Origin of the sequence: Mycobacterium sp. E2238 (genome assembly GCF_001672665.1) — a bacterium.
GTDB lineage: Bacteria > Actinomycetota > Actinomycetes > Mycobacteriales > Mycobacteriaceae > Mycobacterium.
This window is the reverse complement of sequence record NZ_LZKF01000057.1, coordinates 1-15,192: the sequence shown is the minus strand read 5'-3', so window position 1 is coordinate 15,192 and position 15,192 is coordinate 1. Positions and strand designations below refer to the sequence as shown.

General features: G+C 68.3%; 15 protein-coding genes and 1 pseudogene. 7 read left to right on the top strand and 9 right to left on the bottom strand.

Going from position 1 to position 15,192, the window contains the following annotated elements; all coding sequences use genetic code 11:
* Window positions 1–746 (bottom strand): annotated as a pseudogene (locus A5711_RS04600) (mycofactocin-coupled SDR family oxidoreductase); the annotation flags it as partial.
* Window positions 747–877: 131 nt separating this feature from the next.
* Between A5711_RS04600 and A5711_RS04595 the strand changes: the two are divergent.
* Together A5711_RS04595 and A5711_RS04590 are read left to right on the top strand one after the other, a co-directional pair.
* On the top strand, window positions 878–1,348 hold the full coding sequence (locus A5711_RS04595; RefSeq protein WP_067944461.1) for an SRPBCC family protein: 471 nt from the start codon (window positions 878–880) through the stop codon (window positions 1,346–1,348).
* Between the two features lie 53 nt (window positions 1,349–1,401).
* Entirely contained in the window at window positions 1,402–1,917 is a 516-nt protein-coding gene (locus A5711_RS04590; RefSeq protein ID WP_231972031.1) for a YkgB family protein, read from the top strand.
* On the opposite strand, the gene A5711_RS04585 is transcribed toward A5711_RS04590, so the two are convergent.
* Both A5711_RS04585 and A5711_RS04580 read right to left on the bottom strand, forming a co-directional pair.
* Window positions 1,885–2,862, bottom strand: coding sequence for an LLM class flavin-dependent oxidoreductase (locus A5711_RS04585; protein ID WP_067944459.1), 978 nt, complete (start codon window positions 2,860–2,862; stop codon window positions 1,885–1,887). The genes A5711_RS04590 and A5711_RS04585 overlap by 33 nt on opposite strands.
* Complete coding sequence (locus A5711_RS04580) at window positions 2,859–3,494, bottom strand: TetR/AcrR family transcriptional regulator (RefSeq protein ID WP_067944457.1); 636 nt, start codon at window positions 3,492–3,494, stop codon at window positions 2,859–2,861. Before A5711_RS04580 ends, A5711_RS04585 begins: the two co-directional genes overlap by 4 nt.
* 142 nt (window positions 3,495–3,636) lie before the next feature.
* On the opposite strand from A5711_RS04580, the gene A5711_RS04575 reads away from it, so the two are divergent.
* The 3 genes from A5711_RS04575 (at window position 3,637) to A5711_RS04565 (ending at window position 7,773) form a co-directional block, all read left to right on the top strand.
* Window positions 3,637–4,272 carry a TetR/AcrR family transcriptional regulator gene (locus tag A5711_RS04575; RefSeq protein ID WP_067944455.1) on the top strand — a complete coding sequence of 212 codons (636 nt, stop codon included), beginning with the start codon at window positions 3,637–3,639 and terminating at the stop codon, window positions 4,270–4,272.
* An 82-nt stretch (window positions 4,273–4,354) separates the two neighbouring features.
* A complete protein-coding gene (locus A5711_RS04570) occupies window positions 4,355–6,148 on the top strand; it encodes an NAD(P)/FAD-dependent oxidoreductase (RefSeq protein ID WP_067944453.1) in 1,794 nt (597 codons plus the stop codon).
* Window positions 6,145–7,773, top strand: a complete 1,629-nt coding sequence (locus tag A5711_RS04565) for an NAD(P)/FAD-dependent oxidoreductase (protein WP_067944451.1) — start codon at window positions 6,145–6,147, stop codon at window positions 7,771–7,773. The genes A5711_RS04570 and A5711_RS04565 overlap by 4 nt, the downstream gene beginning before the upstream one ends.
* Here A5711_RS04565 and A5711_RS26005 read toward each other — a convergent pair.
* The 6 genes from A5711_RS26005 to A5711_RS04535 form a co-directional block, all read right to left on the bottom strand.
* Complete coding sequence (locus A5711_RS26005; protein WP_156744781.1) at window positions 7,654–8,814, bottom strand: Zn-dependent alcohol dehydrogenase; 1,161 nt, start codon at window positions 8,812–8,814, stop codon at window positions 7,654–7,656. The genes A5711_RS04565 and A5711_RS26005 overlap by 120 nt on opposite strands.
* A 56-nt stretch (window positions 8,815–8,870) precedes the next feature.
* Window positions 8,871–10,268 (bottom strand): DUF2252 domain-containing protein, encoded by a 1,398-nt coding sequence (locus tag A5711_RS04560; RefSeq protein WP_067944449.1) that lies wholly within the window; start codon window positions 10,266–10,268, stop codon window positions 8,871–8,873.
* Between the two features lie 77 nt (window positions 10,269–10,345).
* Window positions 10,346–11,185 (bottom strand): SDR family oxidoreductase, encoded by an 840-nt coding sequence (locus A5711_RS04555; protein ID WP_082975648.1) that lies wholly within the window; start codon window positions 11,183–11,185, stop codon window positions 10,346–10,348.
* Window positions 11,186–11,220: 35 nt separating this feature from the next.
* Window positions 11,221–12,513, bottom strand: a complete 1,293-nt coding sequence (locus A5711_RS04550; protein WP_067944447.1) for a sodium:proton exchanger — start codon at window positions 12,511–12,513, stop codon at window positions 11,221–11,223.
* A 262-nt stretch (window positions 12,514–12,775) separates the two neighbouring features.
* A complete protein-coding gene (locus A5711_RS04540) occupies window positions 12,776–13,594 on the bottom strand; it encodes an SDR family NAD(P)-dependent oxidoreductase (RefSeq protein ID WP_067944442.1) in 819 nt (272 codons plus the stop codon).
* On the bottom strand, window positions 13,595–14,008 hold the full coding sequence (locus A5711_RS04535; protein WP_067944440.1) for a nuclear transport factor 2 family protein: 414 nt from the start codon (window positions 14,006–14,008) through the stop codon (window positions 13,595–13,597).
* A gap of 179 nt (window positions 14,009–14,187) precedes the next feature.
* On the opposite strand from A5711_RS04535, the gene A5711_RS04530 reads away from it, so the two are divergent.
* Window positions 14,188–15,051: an IclR family transcriptional regulator gene (locus tag A5711_RS04530; RefSeq protein ID WP_067944438.1), complete on the top strand. Its 864-nt coding sequence runs from the start codon at window positions 14,188–14,190 to the stop codon at window positions 15,049–15,051.
* A gap of 9 nt (window positions 15,052–15,060) precedes the next feature.
* Window positions 15,061–15,192 (top strand): LysR family transcriptional regulator (locus tag A5711_RS26000; protein WP_156744780.1); only part of this gene is annotated, 132 nt, incomplete at its 3' end.

Sequence of the window (15,192 nt, the reverse complement as noted above, 5' to 3'; positions counted from 1 at the left end):
GCCAAGCGACGGCGTCGGCGATGTCCTCCGGCCGGGCGATCCCCTCGGGCAACAGCGGCTTGTGCAGGCCCCGCAAGTGCGGGTAGCTGTCGGCGGCGGCTTGCAGCGCTTCGCGCATGCGGCCGGCCCCCATCGGTGTCGAGACCGCTCCGGGGTTGAGGCTGTTGACGCGGATGTTGTGCCGGCCGAGCTCGGCGGCGAATGCGCGAGCCATCCCGACGACCGCGTGCTTGCTCGCGGTGTAGTGGATCATGAACGACTGCATGTTGATGCCGGCGGCCGATCCGATGAGGATGATCGACCCACCGCGGCCGCCGTCGATGATGTGCTGAGCGCCGGCCATCACCGTGTTCCAGGTCCCGGTCACGTTGGTGTCGATGGTGTCGCGGAACGCTTCTGCGGTGATCTGATCCCACGGAGCGGGACTGCAGATTCCGGCGTTGGCAACGATGATGTCGAGACGGCCCAGTTCGGCCACCGCCGCATCGACGGCACCCTTGAGTGCCTCGAGGTCACGGATGTCGACGGCCGCGGTGATGACCCGTTTGCCGTTGGCGCTCACCAGCTGTGCCGTCTCGGCCAGATCCTCGGGTGTCGGCGAGTCATACGGAACGCTGGGCGGCAGCGGCCCGGCGATGTCGACCCCGATGATGTCGGCGCCCTCGGCGGCCAGGCGCACGGCGTGTGCCCGGCCCTGCCCCCGCGCCGGTGATCAGGGCCACCTTTCCCGAAATGGATTGACTCATTGCTACTTTCGGCTCCTCCCGACGCGGGCTTCTCGCCGCGGGTCACCCGCGGTGGGAATTCTGCTGTTCTGAGTTCGACTCGGCGAGCGTAGCGTCGAGTCGAAGCTGCCGGACAGCCGAAAGGAAAGATCATGACCGTCACCGTTGTCGACGCGGGCCCGCGGCAGGTAAGCCGGTCGGTCGAAGTGGCCGCGCCCGCCGCCGAACTGTATGCGATGGCCGCCGATCCGCGGCGACACAGCGAACTGGATGGGTCGGGCACCGTGCGTGACAATATCAGCGTGCCCGCGGAATTGACTGTGGGGTCGAAGTTTTCGACCAAGATGAAGATGTATGGCCTGCCGTACCGCATCACCAGCACGGTGACGGCCCTGAAACCGAACGAACTGGTCGAATGGCGTCACCCGGTGGGGCACCGCTGGCGGTGGCAATTCGAGGCGCTTTCGCCGACCCGGACCCGGGTCACGGAGACGTTCGATTATCGCGACGCCGGTGCGGTCAAGAACGCGTTGAAGTACTACGAGCGAATCGGGGCCTGTAAAGGCAACGCCGCCGGAATCGAAGCGACGCTGGCCCAGTTGCGCGATCGTTACGCCGGATAAGCCGCGACGCTGAACGGAAGCGGCGCGCAAGTCGTGGCTGCTCTGTGAACGAAATCGAATCGCCCGCGGCCGTCGCCCACGCGGGGACACCGCACTCCCTGGCGCAGCCGCTGACCCGGTCGGGACAACTCATCAGCCGTTACGGACTGGTCGTCGTGCTGGCCTGGATCGGGTTCGGGAAGTACGTGAAGATGGAATCCCGCGTGCTCATCGAACACAGCCCGCTGATGAGTTGGATCTACGACGTGTTCAGCGTCGCCACCGTCGCGCGCGGGCTGGGGACCATGGAAATCGTTGCCGCCCTTCTCATCGCGCTTCGGCCGGTGTGGCCGCGCGCATCGGCGGCCGGCAGCGCGCTGGCGGTGGTGCTGTTCTGTGGAACGCTGAGCTTCCTGTTCACCACACCCGGGGTGGTCGCGACGCATGCCGGTGGTCTCCCCGTGCTGTCGGCGCTACCGGGCCAGTTCCTGCTGAAGGATCTGGTGCTGATCGGTGTCGCCGTGTGGAGCCTGGGTGACGCGCTGTCGGCGGGCAGGTCACACGTTGGGCAGAACCTCGTCGGTCATTAGGTGCAGGCTGGCCCAGCCCGCGTCGATCGGAAGGCCGCCGATGAGGGGGTTGACCACGACTTCTCCTCTGCCACCGCGGATCTGATCGATCAACTGTTCCGGGGTGAGGATCTCGAGATGGTTGAGGCGGCGCAGGTCCCGGACGGAGGCCGGCGCGGTTTCGCTGGGCCGCGGCACGTCGGCGCGCTTCCAGGCGCTGTACTCGGCCGCCTCCGCCAGGATGAAGTCCCCGTAACGCGCCCACGCCTCGTCGGGGTCGGCGTGCAGCATGGTGACGGTGCTTCCGTTCTCGGGGTGGTAGACGAAGCCTTCGTTTCCGTGGTTGCGCAACTCCCGCGTATAGACGGCTTCGACCTCGGGCATGGCCATCGGTGGTGAAAACGGAAGTCCGAAGCGGGCCGCGCGCCGGGCCGCCGCGGCGGTCATGCCGCCAACGAAAAGGATCGGATGCGGACGGGTACAGGGTTTCGGGGTGACGTTGATGAGCGCGCCCTCGTATTCGAAGGGCTGATCGCTCCACGCCTTGAGTAGGACCGTCAGGCAGTGGTCCATCAGGGTCGCCCGCCTGGACCAGTCCTTGCCGACGGCGAGATACTCCTCGGGCCGGTAACCCATGCCGGCCACGAAACTGAAGCGGCCCTGGGTGAGGTTGTCCAGCACGGCGATGTCCTCGGCCAGCCGAATCGGGTCGTAGAGCGGGACGATCAACGCGTTGACGCTGATGCGCACGCTGTGTGTGCGCCCCGCGACGGCGGCGGCCAGAATCAACGGCGACGGAAGCCAACTCGTGGCGGCTAGATGATGTTCTTCTGCGCTGACGGCGGTGAAGCCGTGGCGGTCGGCGAACTCCGCCATGTCCAGCGCGGCCCGGTAGCGATCCGCCTGACGCGCTGTGGGATCGGCGACATTGGTCATGTTGAGCCGCAGCGCGGTGAGTAACTTCATCGTTGGGCGCCGGCCGGGCGGGCGAAGAGCGTTCCGCTGATCAGTTCGTTGGCGCAATCCAGCGCGGCCGCGTACGCGTCCGGAGCCAGAGTGGCGGCCCGCTCCGTGAGGCCGCGCGCCAGTGCGTGGATCGCATCGGCCGCGGCGTCCGCGTGGGTGTCGAGTGGTAGCGCACCCTGCGCCCGGGCGTCACCGATGATCTCAGTTATCGTGTCCCGCAACGCTTTCAGCCCGGCGTACCGTGGCCGACCGCTGGCCGGATGCTCGTTGCTCTCTGTGCGAATCGCCCGATCGAAGGCGGCGAGATCCGGATACTCGCGCATCAGCCGGCCCGATTCGTCGAGCACCGCCTCGATCTGATCGATGGCGGTCCCGGGGCCCGCGGCGGCCGCCCGCAGCCGGGGCAACGCGACGTCGGTGCGTGCCGCGATCGCGGCCTTGATCAACTCGGCCTTGTTCGGAAAGTAGTTGTACAGGCTGGCGCTCGTGACGTTCGCGGTGCGAGCGATCTCACGGATGGTGGCTCGCGAGTATCCCACCGTGGCCACACAGCGCATGGCGGCGACGATGATCCGCCGGCGGGTCTCCTCGCCGCTGGCGCCGACCGGGCGCCCACGCTGCGCCCGCGTCACCGTGCTCTCCCCACTCGCGCGTCCTGTCCGCCGGCTCTCGTGCCCGACACCGTCGAATATAATCGAGTGATCGATTAGTTCCGGCTTCCGCGCGGAGGTGCGCAGTGTGTGATGGACCGGCCCGCGGCGGGTTCCGCGCGGCATGAGCGTCGCACCGTCGCAATTGGGCCGCCCGGTGGGCGCCGACGGGGAGCAGACGCGTTCGCGCATCATCGCCGCGGCGATGCGGTGTGTGGCCGAGATGGGCTACTCCCGCACCACGATTCGCGAGATCGCCCGGGCGGCCGACATGACCAGCGGCAGCCTTTACCACTACTTTCCGAACAAGTCCGAGTTGCTGCAAGCGGCCGTCACCGAAATGGAGGGCATCGCCGCACCCCGGTTGCGGGCCGCCGCCGCGCGGGCCGACGGTGCGGTCGATCGCCTGAAGGCGGTGTTGGACGAGTCGAGCCGGTTGATGCGCGAGTATCCGGATCTCGCCGCCTTCGAGTGGGTGATCCGCGCCGAGGGCGTGGCCGACGCCGATTCGCGGTTCGCGGGGGGCGCGCGGTTTCAGGCATTCCGAGAGATCATCGAGGGCGTCGTCGACGATGCCTATCGGCGAGGCGAACTCGCGCACCGGCAGGATCGGGACAGCATCGTCGAAGCCGTGTACGCGCTCGTCTACGGCTTGACCGAACTGGCGGCCACGTCACCCCCGCGGGCCTACCACGCCGCGCTGGACTCCGCCAAGAACATGATCAGGGGAACGCTGTTCGCACCGGGTGGGCCGGGATAGCCGCAGGCAGAGGACACTGCGGAGGCCTTGATACGATCAAGCGATTGATTATATAGTCGGGGCCACGAGAGGAAGCCTGGCCGTGACTGAAACCGTTGCCGTGACGTTCGACGTCGACGCGCTGCGACGCAAGTACGCCGAAGAGCGTGCGCGGCGATTGCGCCCCGACGGCATCGCGCAGTACGTGGAGACGGCGGGCGCGTTCGCCCGCTTCGCCGACGACCCCTGGGCGGACCGGGAATTCGATCGCGAACCGCTGACCGACGAGGTGGACGTCGCGGTCATCGGCGCGGGCTTCGGTGGGCTGCTGACGGGGGTGCGGCTGCGCCAGCTCGGCGTGCGGAGCGTGCGGCTGATCGACCGGGCGGCCGACGTAGGCGGCACCTGGTACTGGAACCGGTATCCCGGAATCGCCTGCGACGTCGAGTCGTACGTGTACATGCCGTTGCTGGAGGAACTCGGCTACGTTCCCACCGAGAAATACGCCAAGGGACCGGAGATCTTCGCGCATTGCCAGCGCATCGCGCGGCACTACGACTTGTACCGCGACGCGTGCCTGCAGACCGACGTGCGTGAGATCCGTTGGGACGCCGAAGAATCGCGGTGGATCATCCGCACCGACCGGGGCGATGAGATGCGGGCCCGGTTCGTGTCCATGGCCAACGGCTATCAGGCCAAGCCCAAGCTGCCCGGCATCGAGGGCCTCGGGGCCTTTCGCGGGCACGCGTTCCACACCAGTCGGTGGGACTACGCCTACACCGGAGAGAACCTCGAGCGGCTCGCCGACAAGCGTGTGGGCATCATCGGTACCGGAGCCACGGCGATCCAGTGCGTGCCGCACCTCGCCGGGGCGGCGCGGCGACTCTACGTCTTCCAGCGCACGCCGTCATCGGTGGACGTGCGCGCCAACCGCGCCACGGATTCGCAGTGGGCCAGCACATTACCGCCGGGCTGGCAGCGCGAACGCATCGAGAACTTCCAGATATTGACGGCGGGCGGCCAGGCCGACGAGGACCTGGTCGCCGACGCCTGGACAAGCATCACCCGCAAGCTGCCGGTAATGCGTCATGACGGGGACGGCGGCGTGGACCCGGCGCAGCGCGGCCGCGACATCGAGATCGCGGACTTCGCCAAGATGGAGGAGATCCGGGCGCGGGTCGACGGCATCGTCACCGATCCGGCCACCGCGGAGGCGCTCAAACCGTGGTACGGGTATTTCTGCAAACGACCCTGCTTCCACGACGAGTATTTGCAGACCTTCAACCGCGACAACGTCACGCTGGTCGACACCCGTGGCCGCGGCGTGCAGCGCATCACCGATTCCGGTGTGGTCGTCGATGGTGTGCCCTACGAGCTCGACTGCCTGATCTTCGCAACGGGATTCGAGGTGGGCACCGACTATTGCCGGCGCACGGGTTTCGAGCTGATCGGCCGCGACGGGGTGTCGCTGACCCAGCACTGGCGCGACGGGGTGCGGACCTTTCAGGGCCTGTGCACGACGAATTTCCCGAATTGCTTCATCGAAAGCATCGCCCAGGCGGGCCTGACGGTGAACTTCCCCTACCTGCTCGATGTGCAGGCGACCCACGCGGCGTGGATCATCGCCTGGGCGCTCGAGCGCGGCGTCACCGAGGTCGAGGCCGCACCCGCCGCGGAGTCAGCCTGGGTCGACACCGTCGTCACCCGCTCGGCGGCGAGCGCCGAGCGCGCCCAGACCTGCACGCCCGGCTACTACAACCGGGAGGGCAAGGCGGACAACAAGACCCGCCAGGGCAGCTTCTTCTTCGGTGCCCCAACCGAGTACGCCGACATCCTGCAGGCATGGCGCGCCGACGGTGACCTGGAGGGCTACCTGATTCGCGGGGGCGGCCCGTGACCAGTAGGCAGGCCCGCTGGCGCTACGGCATCGGCCGGCTGCGGGCGGCGACCCGCCGCGGACGCCCGCCCAGGGTGGCGATCATCGGTGCGGGCTTCGGGGGCATCGGCGTCGCCGTCGCGCTACGCCGGGCCGGGATCGACGATCTAGTCATCATCGAGGGCGACGACGGCGTCGGCGGCACCTGGCGGCGCAACACCTATCCCGGCGCCGCGTGCGACGTGCAGAGTCACCTGTACTCGTTCTCCTTCGCCCCCAACAAATCCTGGAGCCGTACTTACGCCCGCCAGCCAGAAATCCTGGCCTACCTGGAATCGGTGGTCGACGACTTCGACCTGCGCCGCCACCTGACCTTGCGGACGCACGTACGGCGGGCGCGATGGGACGAGGGCGGCCGGCAGTGGGAATTGCAGCTGCAACAGGCGAATAGCGACACCGTCACCACGCTGCGTGCCGACGTGGTGGTCAGCGCCGTCGGCCTGTTCGGCGCCCCCAAACTGCCCGACATCGAGGGATTCACCGGTTACCGCGGCCACTTGATGCACACATCTGCGTGGGATCCGGGGGTGGACCTGTCCGGCCGGCAAGTCGCGGTGATCGGTACCGGCGCCAGCGCGGTGCAGGTGGTCCCCGAGCTCGCTCGAATCGCCGCCGGTGTCACCGTGTTTCAGCGAACGCCGCCCTGGATGGTGCCCAAGGACGACCGTCCGTTCAGTGATCAGGAGCTGGCGAGGTTTCGCCGCCATCCGTGGGCGGCCCGCAGGGAACGATGGCGAATCTGGAAGCAATTTCACGACTTCGCCGGCAACGCCGTCGAAGACCCCCGGGTGGCGAGTCGCTCACGGGTCGCGACGTCGTTCCTCGAGCGCACCGTTGCCGACGAGCGACTGCGCCGGGCGCTGACGCCCGACTATCCATTCCGATGCAAGCGGGTGCTACTGGGCGACGACTACTATCTGGCGCTCCAGAAGGACCACGTCGATCTGGTGACCGAACCGATCGCGCGAGTTACCGAGACGTCGATCGAGACTGTCAGCGGCAGATTGGTGGACGCCGACGCGATCGTGTGCGCCACCGGATTCCAGACCAGCCGCTACCTCGCCGGCATCGAGGTGCTCGGACGAGGCGGCCAAAGTCTGCACGAGCGCTGGGGTGACGACCCGAGCGCCTACCTGGGCGTCGCGGTCAGCGGTTTCCCGAATTTCTTCATGCTCTACGGCCCCAACACCAACCAGGGCGGCAACTCGATTGTCTACATTCTGGAGGCCGCCGCGCGTCTGGTTGCCAGCGCGGTCAGCCGGGTGGCGCGCAAGGGCGGCTATGTGGACGTCCGTCCGGAAGCCGAAAAGCGCTACAACGACCAGCTTTCCGCGGACCTGGAGCGCACCATCTGGACCCGGTGCGACAGCTACTTTCGCTCGCCCACCGGCCGCATCGTCACCCAGTGGCCCTACACCGAGCTGGAGTACGCCCGCCGGACCTGGCGGCTCCGGCCGCGGGACTGGCTACTGGCCCAGGCCGAAGTCGATGACCCCACGGATCAAGCGGCCTGCGGCCAGGTCGGCGTAGGCGTCGTTGATGTCGTCGAGCCGGTAGCGTTGGGTGATCATCTCGTCGAGGAGTAGTCGACCCGACTCGTACAGCGTGGCCAGCAGCGGGATGTCGCTCTTGGGATTGCACGAGCCGAACACCGTGCCGCACAACGTCTTGTTCATCAGGATGAAGTCTTGCAGGGCGACGGCGATCGAGGCCGTCGCGGGCACCGGAAGCCCGGTCAGCACGCACGTGCCGCCCTTGCGGGTCAACGCCAGCGCCGTCCCGACGTCGGCCTCGCCGATCATGGTGGGGGAGACCACGACCGCATCCGCCATCACTCCGCGCGTCAGGTCGCGCACCAGCTCGAGCGCGTCGGTCGCCGTCGCGGCGACGTGGGTTGCGCCGAAAGTCATTGCGGAGGTGCGCTTGAAGTCGCTCACGTCGACCGCGACGATCCGGGCCGCGCCGCTGATGCGCGCGCCCTGAACGGCCGCGGTTCCGATGCCGCCGGTGCCGACCACCACCACCGTGTCGCCGCCCCGTACCCCGGCGCGCCGGGCCGCCGACCCGTACCCGGTGGGCACCGCGCACGCCAGCAGCGCGGCGGGCACCAGCGGAAAGCTCGGGTCGATCTTGACCAGCGAATTAGCCGCCACGACAGTGTGTTCGGCGAATGCACCGATCTTGGACACGTGGCCGAGGTCGCGGCCGTCGGCGGTGTGATGGCGAAAGGTGCCGTCCGTCGGCATGCCCGGCGCCAGGGTCCCCGACCCCGTGTCGCACAGGTACTCCATCCCCGAGGCGCACCAACGACACTGGCCGCAGACCGCGACGAAGGACGTCACCACGTGGTCGCCCGGCGCGAATCCGGCGACGCCCGCCCCGACATCGACGACCACGCCGGAGCCCTCGTGGCCGCCGATCGTCGGCGACATGGCGGGTAACCCCAAGGCGCGCAACGTCTCTGGCGGCGCGGCCAACTTCCCCTGCCGGATGTGTTCGTCGGAGTGGCAGAGCCCGCACGCGGCCAGCCGCACCAGCACCTCGCCCGCCTTCGGCGGATCCAGCTCGAATTCCTCAACGGTCCAGGGGTGCCCGTACTCATAGAGGATGGCCGCGCGGCTTCGCATCGACTCGTGCCGCCTTTCTGCCGGGGTGTTCGAGTGGGGCCGCGCCGGGCAAGTTGCTACCGGGCGGGGTCCGCCGCGACCTCGATGTCGCCGGCCGCGGCCGCGGCCTTCAACTGGTGGAAATCGTCGAGCGACTTGTCGGCGTAGACGTAGCACCATTCGGCCACCGCGGATTGCACGGTCTCGCCAGCGCCGACGTATCCGCGCAGCAGCGAGGCGTTCGCACTCTGGGAATGGGCCCGGGCCAGGAGCACCGCGCAGGCGGCGACGTAGTCGCTGAACGTGGCGGCCGCCATGCCCTCGGTCTCGATCGTGCCCTTCATGTCGTGGAATTGCCGGACGTAGTAGTCGCGGCCGTCCTTGCGGGTCGGCCCGAGGAACACGTCCGACATCGCCTGCAGAATCCGCTGCCCGTCGACGACGCGCATGCCCTGGCCCTTGGCCTCGATGGCGGCCGTCAACATGCGCGGTTGAGGCCAGCCGCCGTATTCGTCGAGCACTGACCGGGTCGCCTCCTTGATCTGCAGGATGAGCGGTGTGGCGTTGGGTCCCACCAGGATGACCAGGAAGCAGCGGGTGCCGACGCTGCCGACGCCGACCACCCGCAGCGCCACGTCCGTGACGCGAAAGTGTGACAGCAGCAGCGCGATGTCGGCGGGAACGGTGGTCAGGTACTCCTGAATCGATTCGACCAGAACGGCTTCGGCGTCCTCATCGAGGTGCTGCAGGACCGGTGGCGCCTCCCGCAGCCGCGGCGTCCCGTCGGCGCCGACCTCGGTGAGCTGCCTGAAGAGCCGCGCCGACGTCCGGCTGCGAGCCCGGGATGTCGTCTTTTGAATCACGCCGAGCAGGCCCTTGGATACCGTCCCGGCGTGGCGTTCCGGCTCCACACGAAGGTAGTAGCGGTCCAGGACGTCCATCGCGAGCATGGACTGCAGGCTGGACTGGTAGCCGGCCAGCGCCTGCCCGACGCAGCGGCGGATGGCCTTGGCGGGATAGCCCGCATGGCGCCCGCCGACGATCGCGCTGGTGATCAGGCGCTTAACGTCCCATTCGGCCGGGGCGACGGCTGCCTCGTCGAAGTCGTTCAGGTCGAACACTATTGAGCGATGCGGCGCCGCGTACATTCCGAAGTTGGACACGTGAGCGTCGCCGCAACACATCACTTCGATCCCGCTCGACGGGCTGGCGCCCAGGTCGGCGGCCATCACCGCGGCCGACCCGCGGTAAAAGGAGAACGGGTCGGCGAGTATCCGGGCGAACCGCAGCGGGACGAGTTCTGGTACCCGATCGGCATTCTGAGCCACCAGGATTTCGGTGGCCGACTTCCCGGACGGGGTCAGCTGTGCGAGCGTGCGCCGTGGCACGGCCTTGCGCAGCGCGCGGCCGCGCGCCTCGTCCTGGTCCGGGACCTCGAGATCGATCAGGCGTTCACGCAGCACCGGTTGCGGCATCCGCTCAGCATAGGTAGCGCGGCCGCGCCGGCGGCGGGCTTTGCCGCTGAAACGAGTTGGTGTCGGGGGATCCGGTTTCAACCGGTGGCAGCGGCCGCCCTGGCGCGCTCGGTCATCGAGGCGATCACGCCTCCGTCGTTGAGGATGTCGGTGCCGGTCAGGTAACCCGCCTTATCGCTGGCGCAGAACGCGAGCAGCTCGGCCATCTCTTCGGGCTTGCCCCAGCGCGGCACCGCGGCGTTGGTGACCATCGCGCCGGCGCCGGCCTGCTCCTCGAGCCGGCCCATCTCGGTGTCGATGGACCCCGGCGAGACCGAGACGATGCGCAATCCGCGCGCGTTGAATCGCTCCGCCTGCGACTGGCTGTACCACTTCACGAAGCTCTTGCTGACGGCGTAGGCGATCCCGGACCGCGCCTCCTCGGGCACGATGTTGCAGGTCGTCATCATGGCCTCCAAGAAGGCGTCGGCGTCCCGCAGCGCCAGCGGAAATTGGTCGACCGGAACCATTTCCGCCGGGAGCAGATGGGCCGCCATCGATGCCACGTTGACGATCACCGCGCCCTCGCCGGCCGCCGCGTAAAACGCTTCGTTCACGTTGAGCGTGCCGAGCGCGTTGGTGCGCATGACGTAGTCGGCGGCGCCCATGCTCGGGCTGACACCCGCGGTGTGGATGACCGAGGCGAGCGTCCCGAGGTTGTTGGCGGTCTTGAGCAGGTCTGCGACCGCCCGCCGGTCGGTGACGTCACAATCGACGGCCGTGGGCGTCATTCCGAGCTCTTCCAGCGCTGCGGCCGCGGCCTTCAGCCGGTCCTGCCGGACGTCGCAGAGGACCACGATGTGGTCGCGGCCGACGATCTTCGCCGTGGCCAGCCCCATGCCACCCGCGCCGCCTGTGATCACCGACACTCGATCCATAACGTGGACCGTATACGGCGAGGGTTCGTCGGTGGTTACGGGTCCGGCACCGGATGATGGGGGTGACCGCTGTGCCGGATGGCCGTCCCGAAGAACGGCGCCCGGACGGTGGCCGCCAGGTGGCGGCGGTAGCGGATCAGCGCGACGACGGCCACCGCGGTGTAGACGCCGCAGAGCAGCAGGCGGCCGTGCGTCGAGGCGATGGGGAATTGCACGACGAACAGGCCGAGCAGCGTGCATGCGGCGGCGCGCTGGAAGCGCAGGGCCAACAACAGCGTCACTCCCATCAGGGTTTGGGTGGCCGTGAGCAGCACTTCCTCGACCTGACGCGAGTCGAGCTGCAGCGAGAACCCCCCGCCGCCGAGCAGGTGGGCGATCGGCAGCGACCCGATCAACAGCGTCCACTGGTTGACCTTGGAGGAGATCAGGGTGGCGATGGCCGCCGTGCCCTTGCCCCGGGCGGCGAAGATGGTCGCCACGATGAACTCAGGTGCCTCCGAGGCGAGCGGGGCGAGCCACTGGACCAGCAGGAACCGGTCGATGCCCAGTTCGGTGCCCGCGGCGACCAGGTTGTCGGCGAACGGCTTGGCGCACAACAGGATCACCGCGCCGGATGCCAGGAAGAGGCTGACGACGACGACGCGCCGACGACGATCGGGCAGCTCCCCGAGGGCGGCTGCGGTTCCGATCAGGTCGGGCTCCTCGACGTCGCCGTGGCTGACCTTGTAGAGGTAGAACCCGAACCAGGCCAGCAGCGCCAGCCCCAGCCCGAAGTGGATCTGCCCGCTCGCCGGTATCGCGAATGCGATGACACCGGCGACCAACAGGAATCCGAGTTCGAGACGGTTGGTTGGTTGCAGCGCCAGGCCGGTGGCCTTCGCGGAACCGGCCCTGCGGGCCACCACGATGCTGACCAACACCACGACGGGCCAGCCAAGGCCCATCAGCAGCCGGTTGGACCCGGTCATGTTGGCGGCCGCGTACTGCGTGTACTCCGCATTGTGGCCGGACACGTAGGCGTAATAGAGGTCGACGGCGTACTCGGGCAGGACCGCGATCAGCGCCAGTATCGCGGTCGCCATCCCACCGGAGACGTCGATCTGCGCGGTTTCGGCGGCCCACGCGAGCAGGAAGCTGGCCGACACCACCGCGGCCCCGAAGATCAGCAGCGCGACGACCGGGTCCGGGTGCAGGCCTGCGAGTCGCGTCACCACCGCCGGGACGACGAACGCCGTGGTGATCAGTGCCGAACGTGCCAGGGTGCGACGCCGCGAGCGTTCTGCCGTTGCGACCGCGGTGGCGGGCCTGTCGGAGGCGAGCATCGTCATCCTTCGATACGGAGGGGTGGCGAATGAGGCGGCTACTCCGGATGAGGCAGCCGTGCCGAACGATTACCCAAAGTTACCCGCGCAGCCGGTCGCCAGCAACGTCGTCGCTCAGCGGAGCGCCATCGTGGCTGACCGCATCTTTGCTGGCTAACGCGCTGCGCCAGGAAAGTTAGGGTGACCTGATCCCGAAGTTTGGCAAACCTGCGGCCGCACAAATCGCTCCCTGCGCAGTACGACGAGCCGCGAGGCGGGGAGGTTCCCGCTACCTATCCGGGCCCATGGCCGCGGCCGCGGCTTGGGCGAACAGCGCGACGGCCTGGTTGCGGGTTAGCGACGCCAGCATTTGCTCGGCGGCACGCATCATGTCGCCGACCATCAGGGACGGCCCGTTACCGAGATTCTCGAACGCCTCCGCGATGACGTCGGCAACGTCGGCCGCGCCCGGCGGCACCTCGTCGAGCGAACCGATCTGGCCGCGGCTGTGTTCGAGTTGCCGCAACGCAGGCGTGTCGGTCTTGCCCAGGATGAGGCCGAGGACGTCGACGCCCTTGTCGTGCAGCTCGGCCCAGAGCGCTTCCGCGAAGACCATGTCGAAGGCCTTCGAGGCGCCGTAGGCCACCATGTTGGCGCCGCCGGCCAAGCCGGCGCCCGACCCGAAGAGCACGATCCCGCCGCGGCCCCGCTCGACCATGGGGGCCGCGAAGTGGTGGCACAGCTGCATCGGCACCATGCAGTTGCGTTGCACCATCGCCTCGGCGGCTTCGACCGGATTGGCGAGGAACGGCTCGAAGTTCGGGTCGGCGCCCGCGCAATACACCAGGAGGCCTACCTCCAGGTCGCTGGTCGCCGCGGCGATCGCCGCCGCCGCGCCCGGCTCGGCGAGATCGATGGCGAGGGCCCGCGTGGACGCCGCCGTTTCCCGCTCGATCTCGGCCGCGACTTCATCGAGGAGGGCCTGCCGGCGCGCGATCAGCACCACGTTGATGCCACGCTCGGCGAGCGCGCGGGCGAACGCCGCGCCCACCCCGTCCGAGGCGCCGGCGACCAGCGCCCACGGGCCGTACTTGGCTGCGAACGTCATCTAAGTGCTCCCCACTGTCGTCAGGCGCACCTGGGTGTAGCGCCGGCGGGCGATGCGCCAGCCATCACGGGTGCGCACGATCTCGTCGTCGTAGAAGCCGATCGCGTTGACGCCGGAGTTGTTGTCGCCGGCCATGATCAGCCCGTCGATGTAGGTCCGCGCCGTGGCCTTATCGCCGTCGATCGTGATGGCCTGGTTGGTCAAGCGGTGCAGCGTGTGCCCGGCCAGGGCGTGCACCCGCTCCATGAAGTCCGCGACGGCGTCGACTCCGGTCCACGACCCGATCTCGCCGTAGTCGAGCTCGCAGTCGGCGGTGAACACGGTGCGAAACAGCGGCCAGTCGCGCCAGTCTATTCCGGTGGCGTAGCGCACCAGGAGCTCCGAGATGTCTTGGCGGTCATCACGTTCGGTCATGGCAGGTCTCCGTTCGGGTGAACCGCGATCCACCGCGGGCCGCCCCTTAACGAAACCGCACGCAATGCGTTACTCTCTCGGATAGTCGAAGAAAAACCTCGAAAATATTCGCCTTACTCTAAATCGTATGGCAGAGGAGTCAACCCATTCGCGGATCGACGTCTGCGCCGACCGCCCGGGTGCTCGACGTTGTCGAGCTCCTGGCCCGGTCCGGGAATGCGCGGCCGCGGTTCTCGGACATCGTGCGCGAGCTCGGGCTCACCCAGGCGACCGCGCACGCGATTCTGAAGACGCTGTGCGACCGGGGGTGGGCCAGCCGCGATCCGGTCACCAAGACTTTCACCCTCGGGCCCGCGTTGGCCGTCGTGGCGGCGCGGACGGACACCGCCCGGCCGCTCGCGCACGCGGCCCGTTCCGTGGCACTGCGGTTGTCCGGCGAGGTCGGCTATGCCTGCTCGGTGGTCGAGCGTTTCGGAGACTCGTTGGTGGTCACCGCTTTTGAGGGCGAGCCCGCCACTCAACCGTCCGGAATTCCGGGCGATCGGATCCCGTACGCGCCGCCCTTCGGGGTCGCACTCGCCGCGTGGGACGACGACGAGCACCAACGCGCGTGGATCCGCCGCGGTGCGGGCAACAATCCCGATCGCGCCCGACGGCTCGAGCAGGTGCTGGAGCACACGCGCGAGCGCGGCTACGACGTCGACTGGACCACACCCGCACTGGCCCAGGCGGTGCAGGTGGTCGGCACGCTGGACAGCGACGAGATGCCCACGCCGGTGCGGCACATCTTGGATCAGCTGCTCGTCGAGTTCACCACCATCGGCTTCCTCTCCGATGACAACCCGGGACGGCGCAAGCAACCCGTGGTGACCATCGCCGCACCCGTTTTCGAGGACGGCCGGGTTGCGCTGATGGTGGCCGTCCATCCGCTGTGCCCGCTGTCGGCGCGGCAGATCCGGGTCATCGGCAAACGCCTGACGGACGAAACGACGGCGATCAGCCTGCCCCCGCCGCGGCCGGACGCGGTCGATCGTGCCGTCTAGGCTCGGCGTATGGAACTGCGGCAGGTGCGCTACTTCGTGGCCGTCGCAGAGGAGTTGCACTTCGGCCGCGCCGCGCAACGCGTGCACATCTCCGGACCGGCCCTGTCGCAGCAGATCATCTCGCTGGAGCGCGAGCTGGGC

Coding starts and splice junctions, on each gene's coding strand:
- A5711_RS04595 (WP_067944461.1), top strand. CDS start 878: ATGACCGTCACCGTTGTCGACGCGGGCCCGCGGCAGGTAAGCCGGTCG.
- A5711_RS04585 (WP_067944459.1), bottom strand. CDS start 2,862: ATGAAGTTACTCACCGCGCTGCGGCTCAACATGACCAATGTCGCCGAT.
- A5711_RS04575 (WP_067944455.1), top strand. CDS start 3,637: ATGAGCGTCGCACCGTCGCAATTGGGCCGCCCGGTGGGCGCCGACGGG.
- A5711_RS26005 (WP_156744781.1), bottom strand. CDS start 8,814: ATGCGAAGCCGCGCGGCCATCCTCTATGAGTACGGGCACCCCTGGACC.
- A5711_RS04560 (WP_067944449.1), bottom strand. CDS start 10,268: ATGCCGCAACCGGTGCTGCGTGAACGCCTGATCGATCTCGAGGTCCCG.
- A5711_RS04555 (WP_082975648.1), bottom strand. CDS start 11,185: ATGGATCGAGTGTCGGTGATCACAGGCGGCGCGGGTGGCATGGGGCTG.
- A5711_RS04550 (WP_067944447.1), bottom strand. CDS start 12,513: ATGACGATGCTCGCCTCCGACAGGCCCGCCACCGCGGTCGCAACGGCA.
- A5711_RS04540 (WP_067944442.1), bottom strand. CDS start 13,594: ATGACGTTCGCAGCCAAGTACGGCCCGTGGGCGCTGGTCGCCGGCGCC.
- A5711_RS04535 (WP_067944440.1), bottom strand. CDS start 14,008: ATGACCGAACGTGATGACCGCCAAGACATCTCGGAGCTCCTGGTGCGC.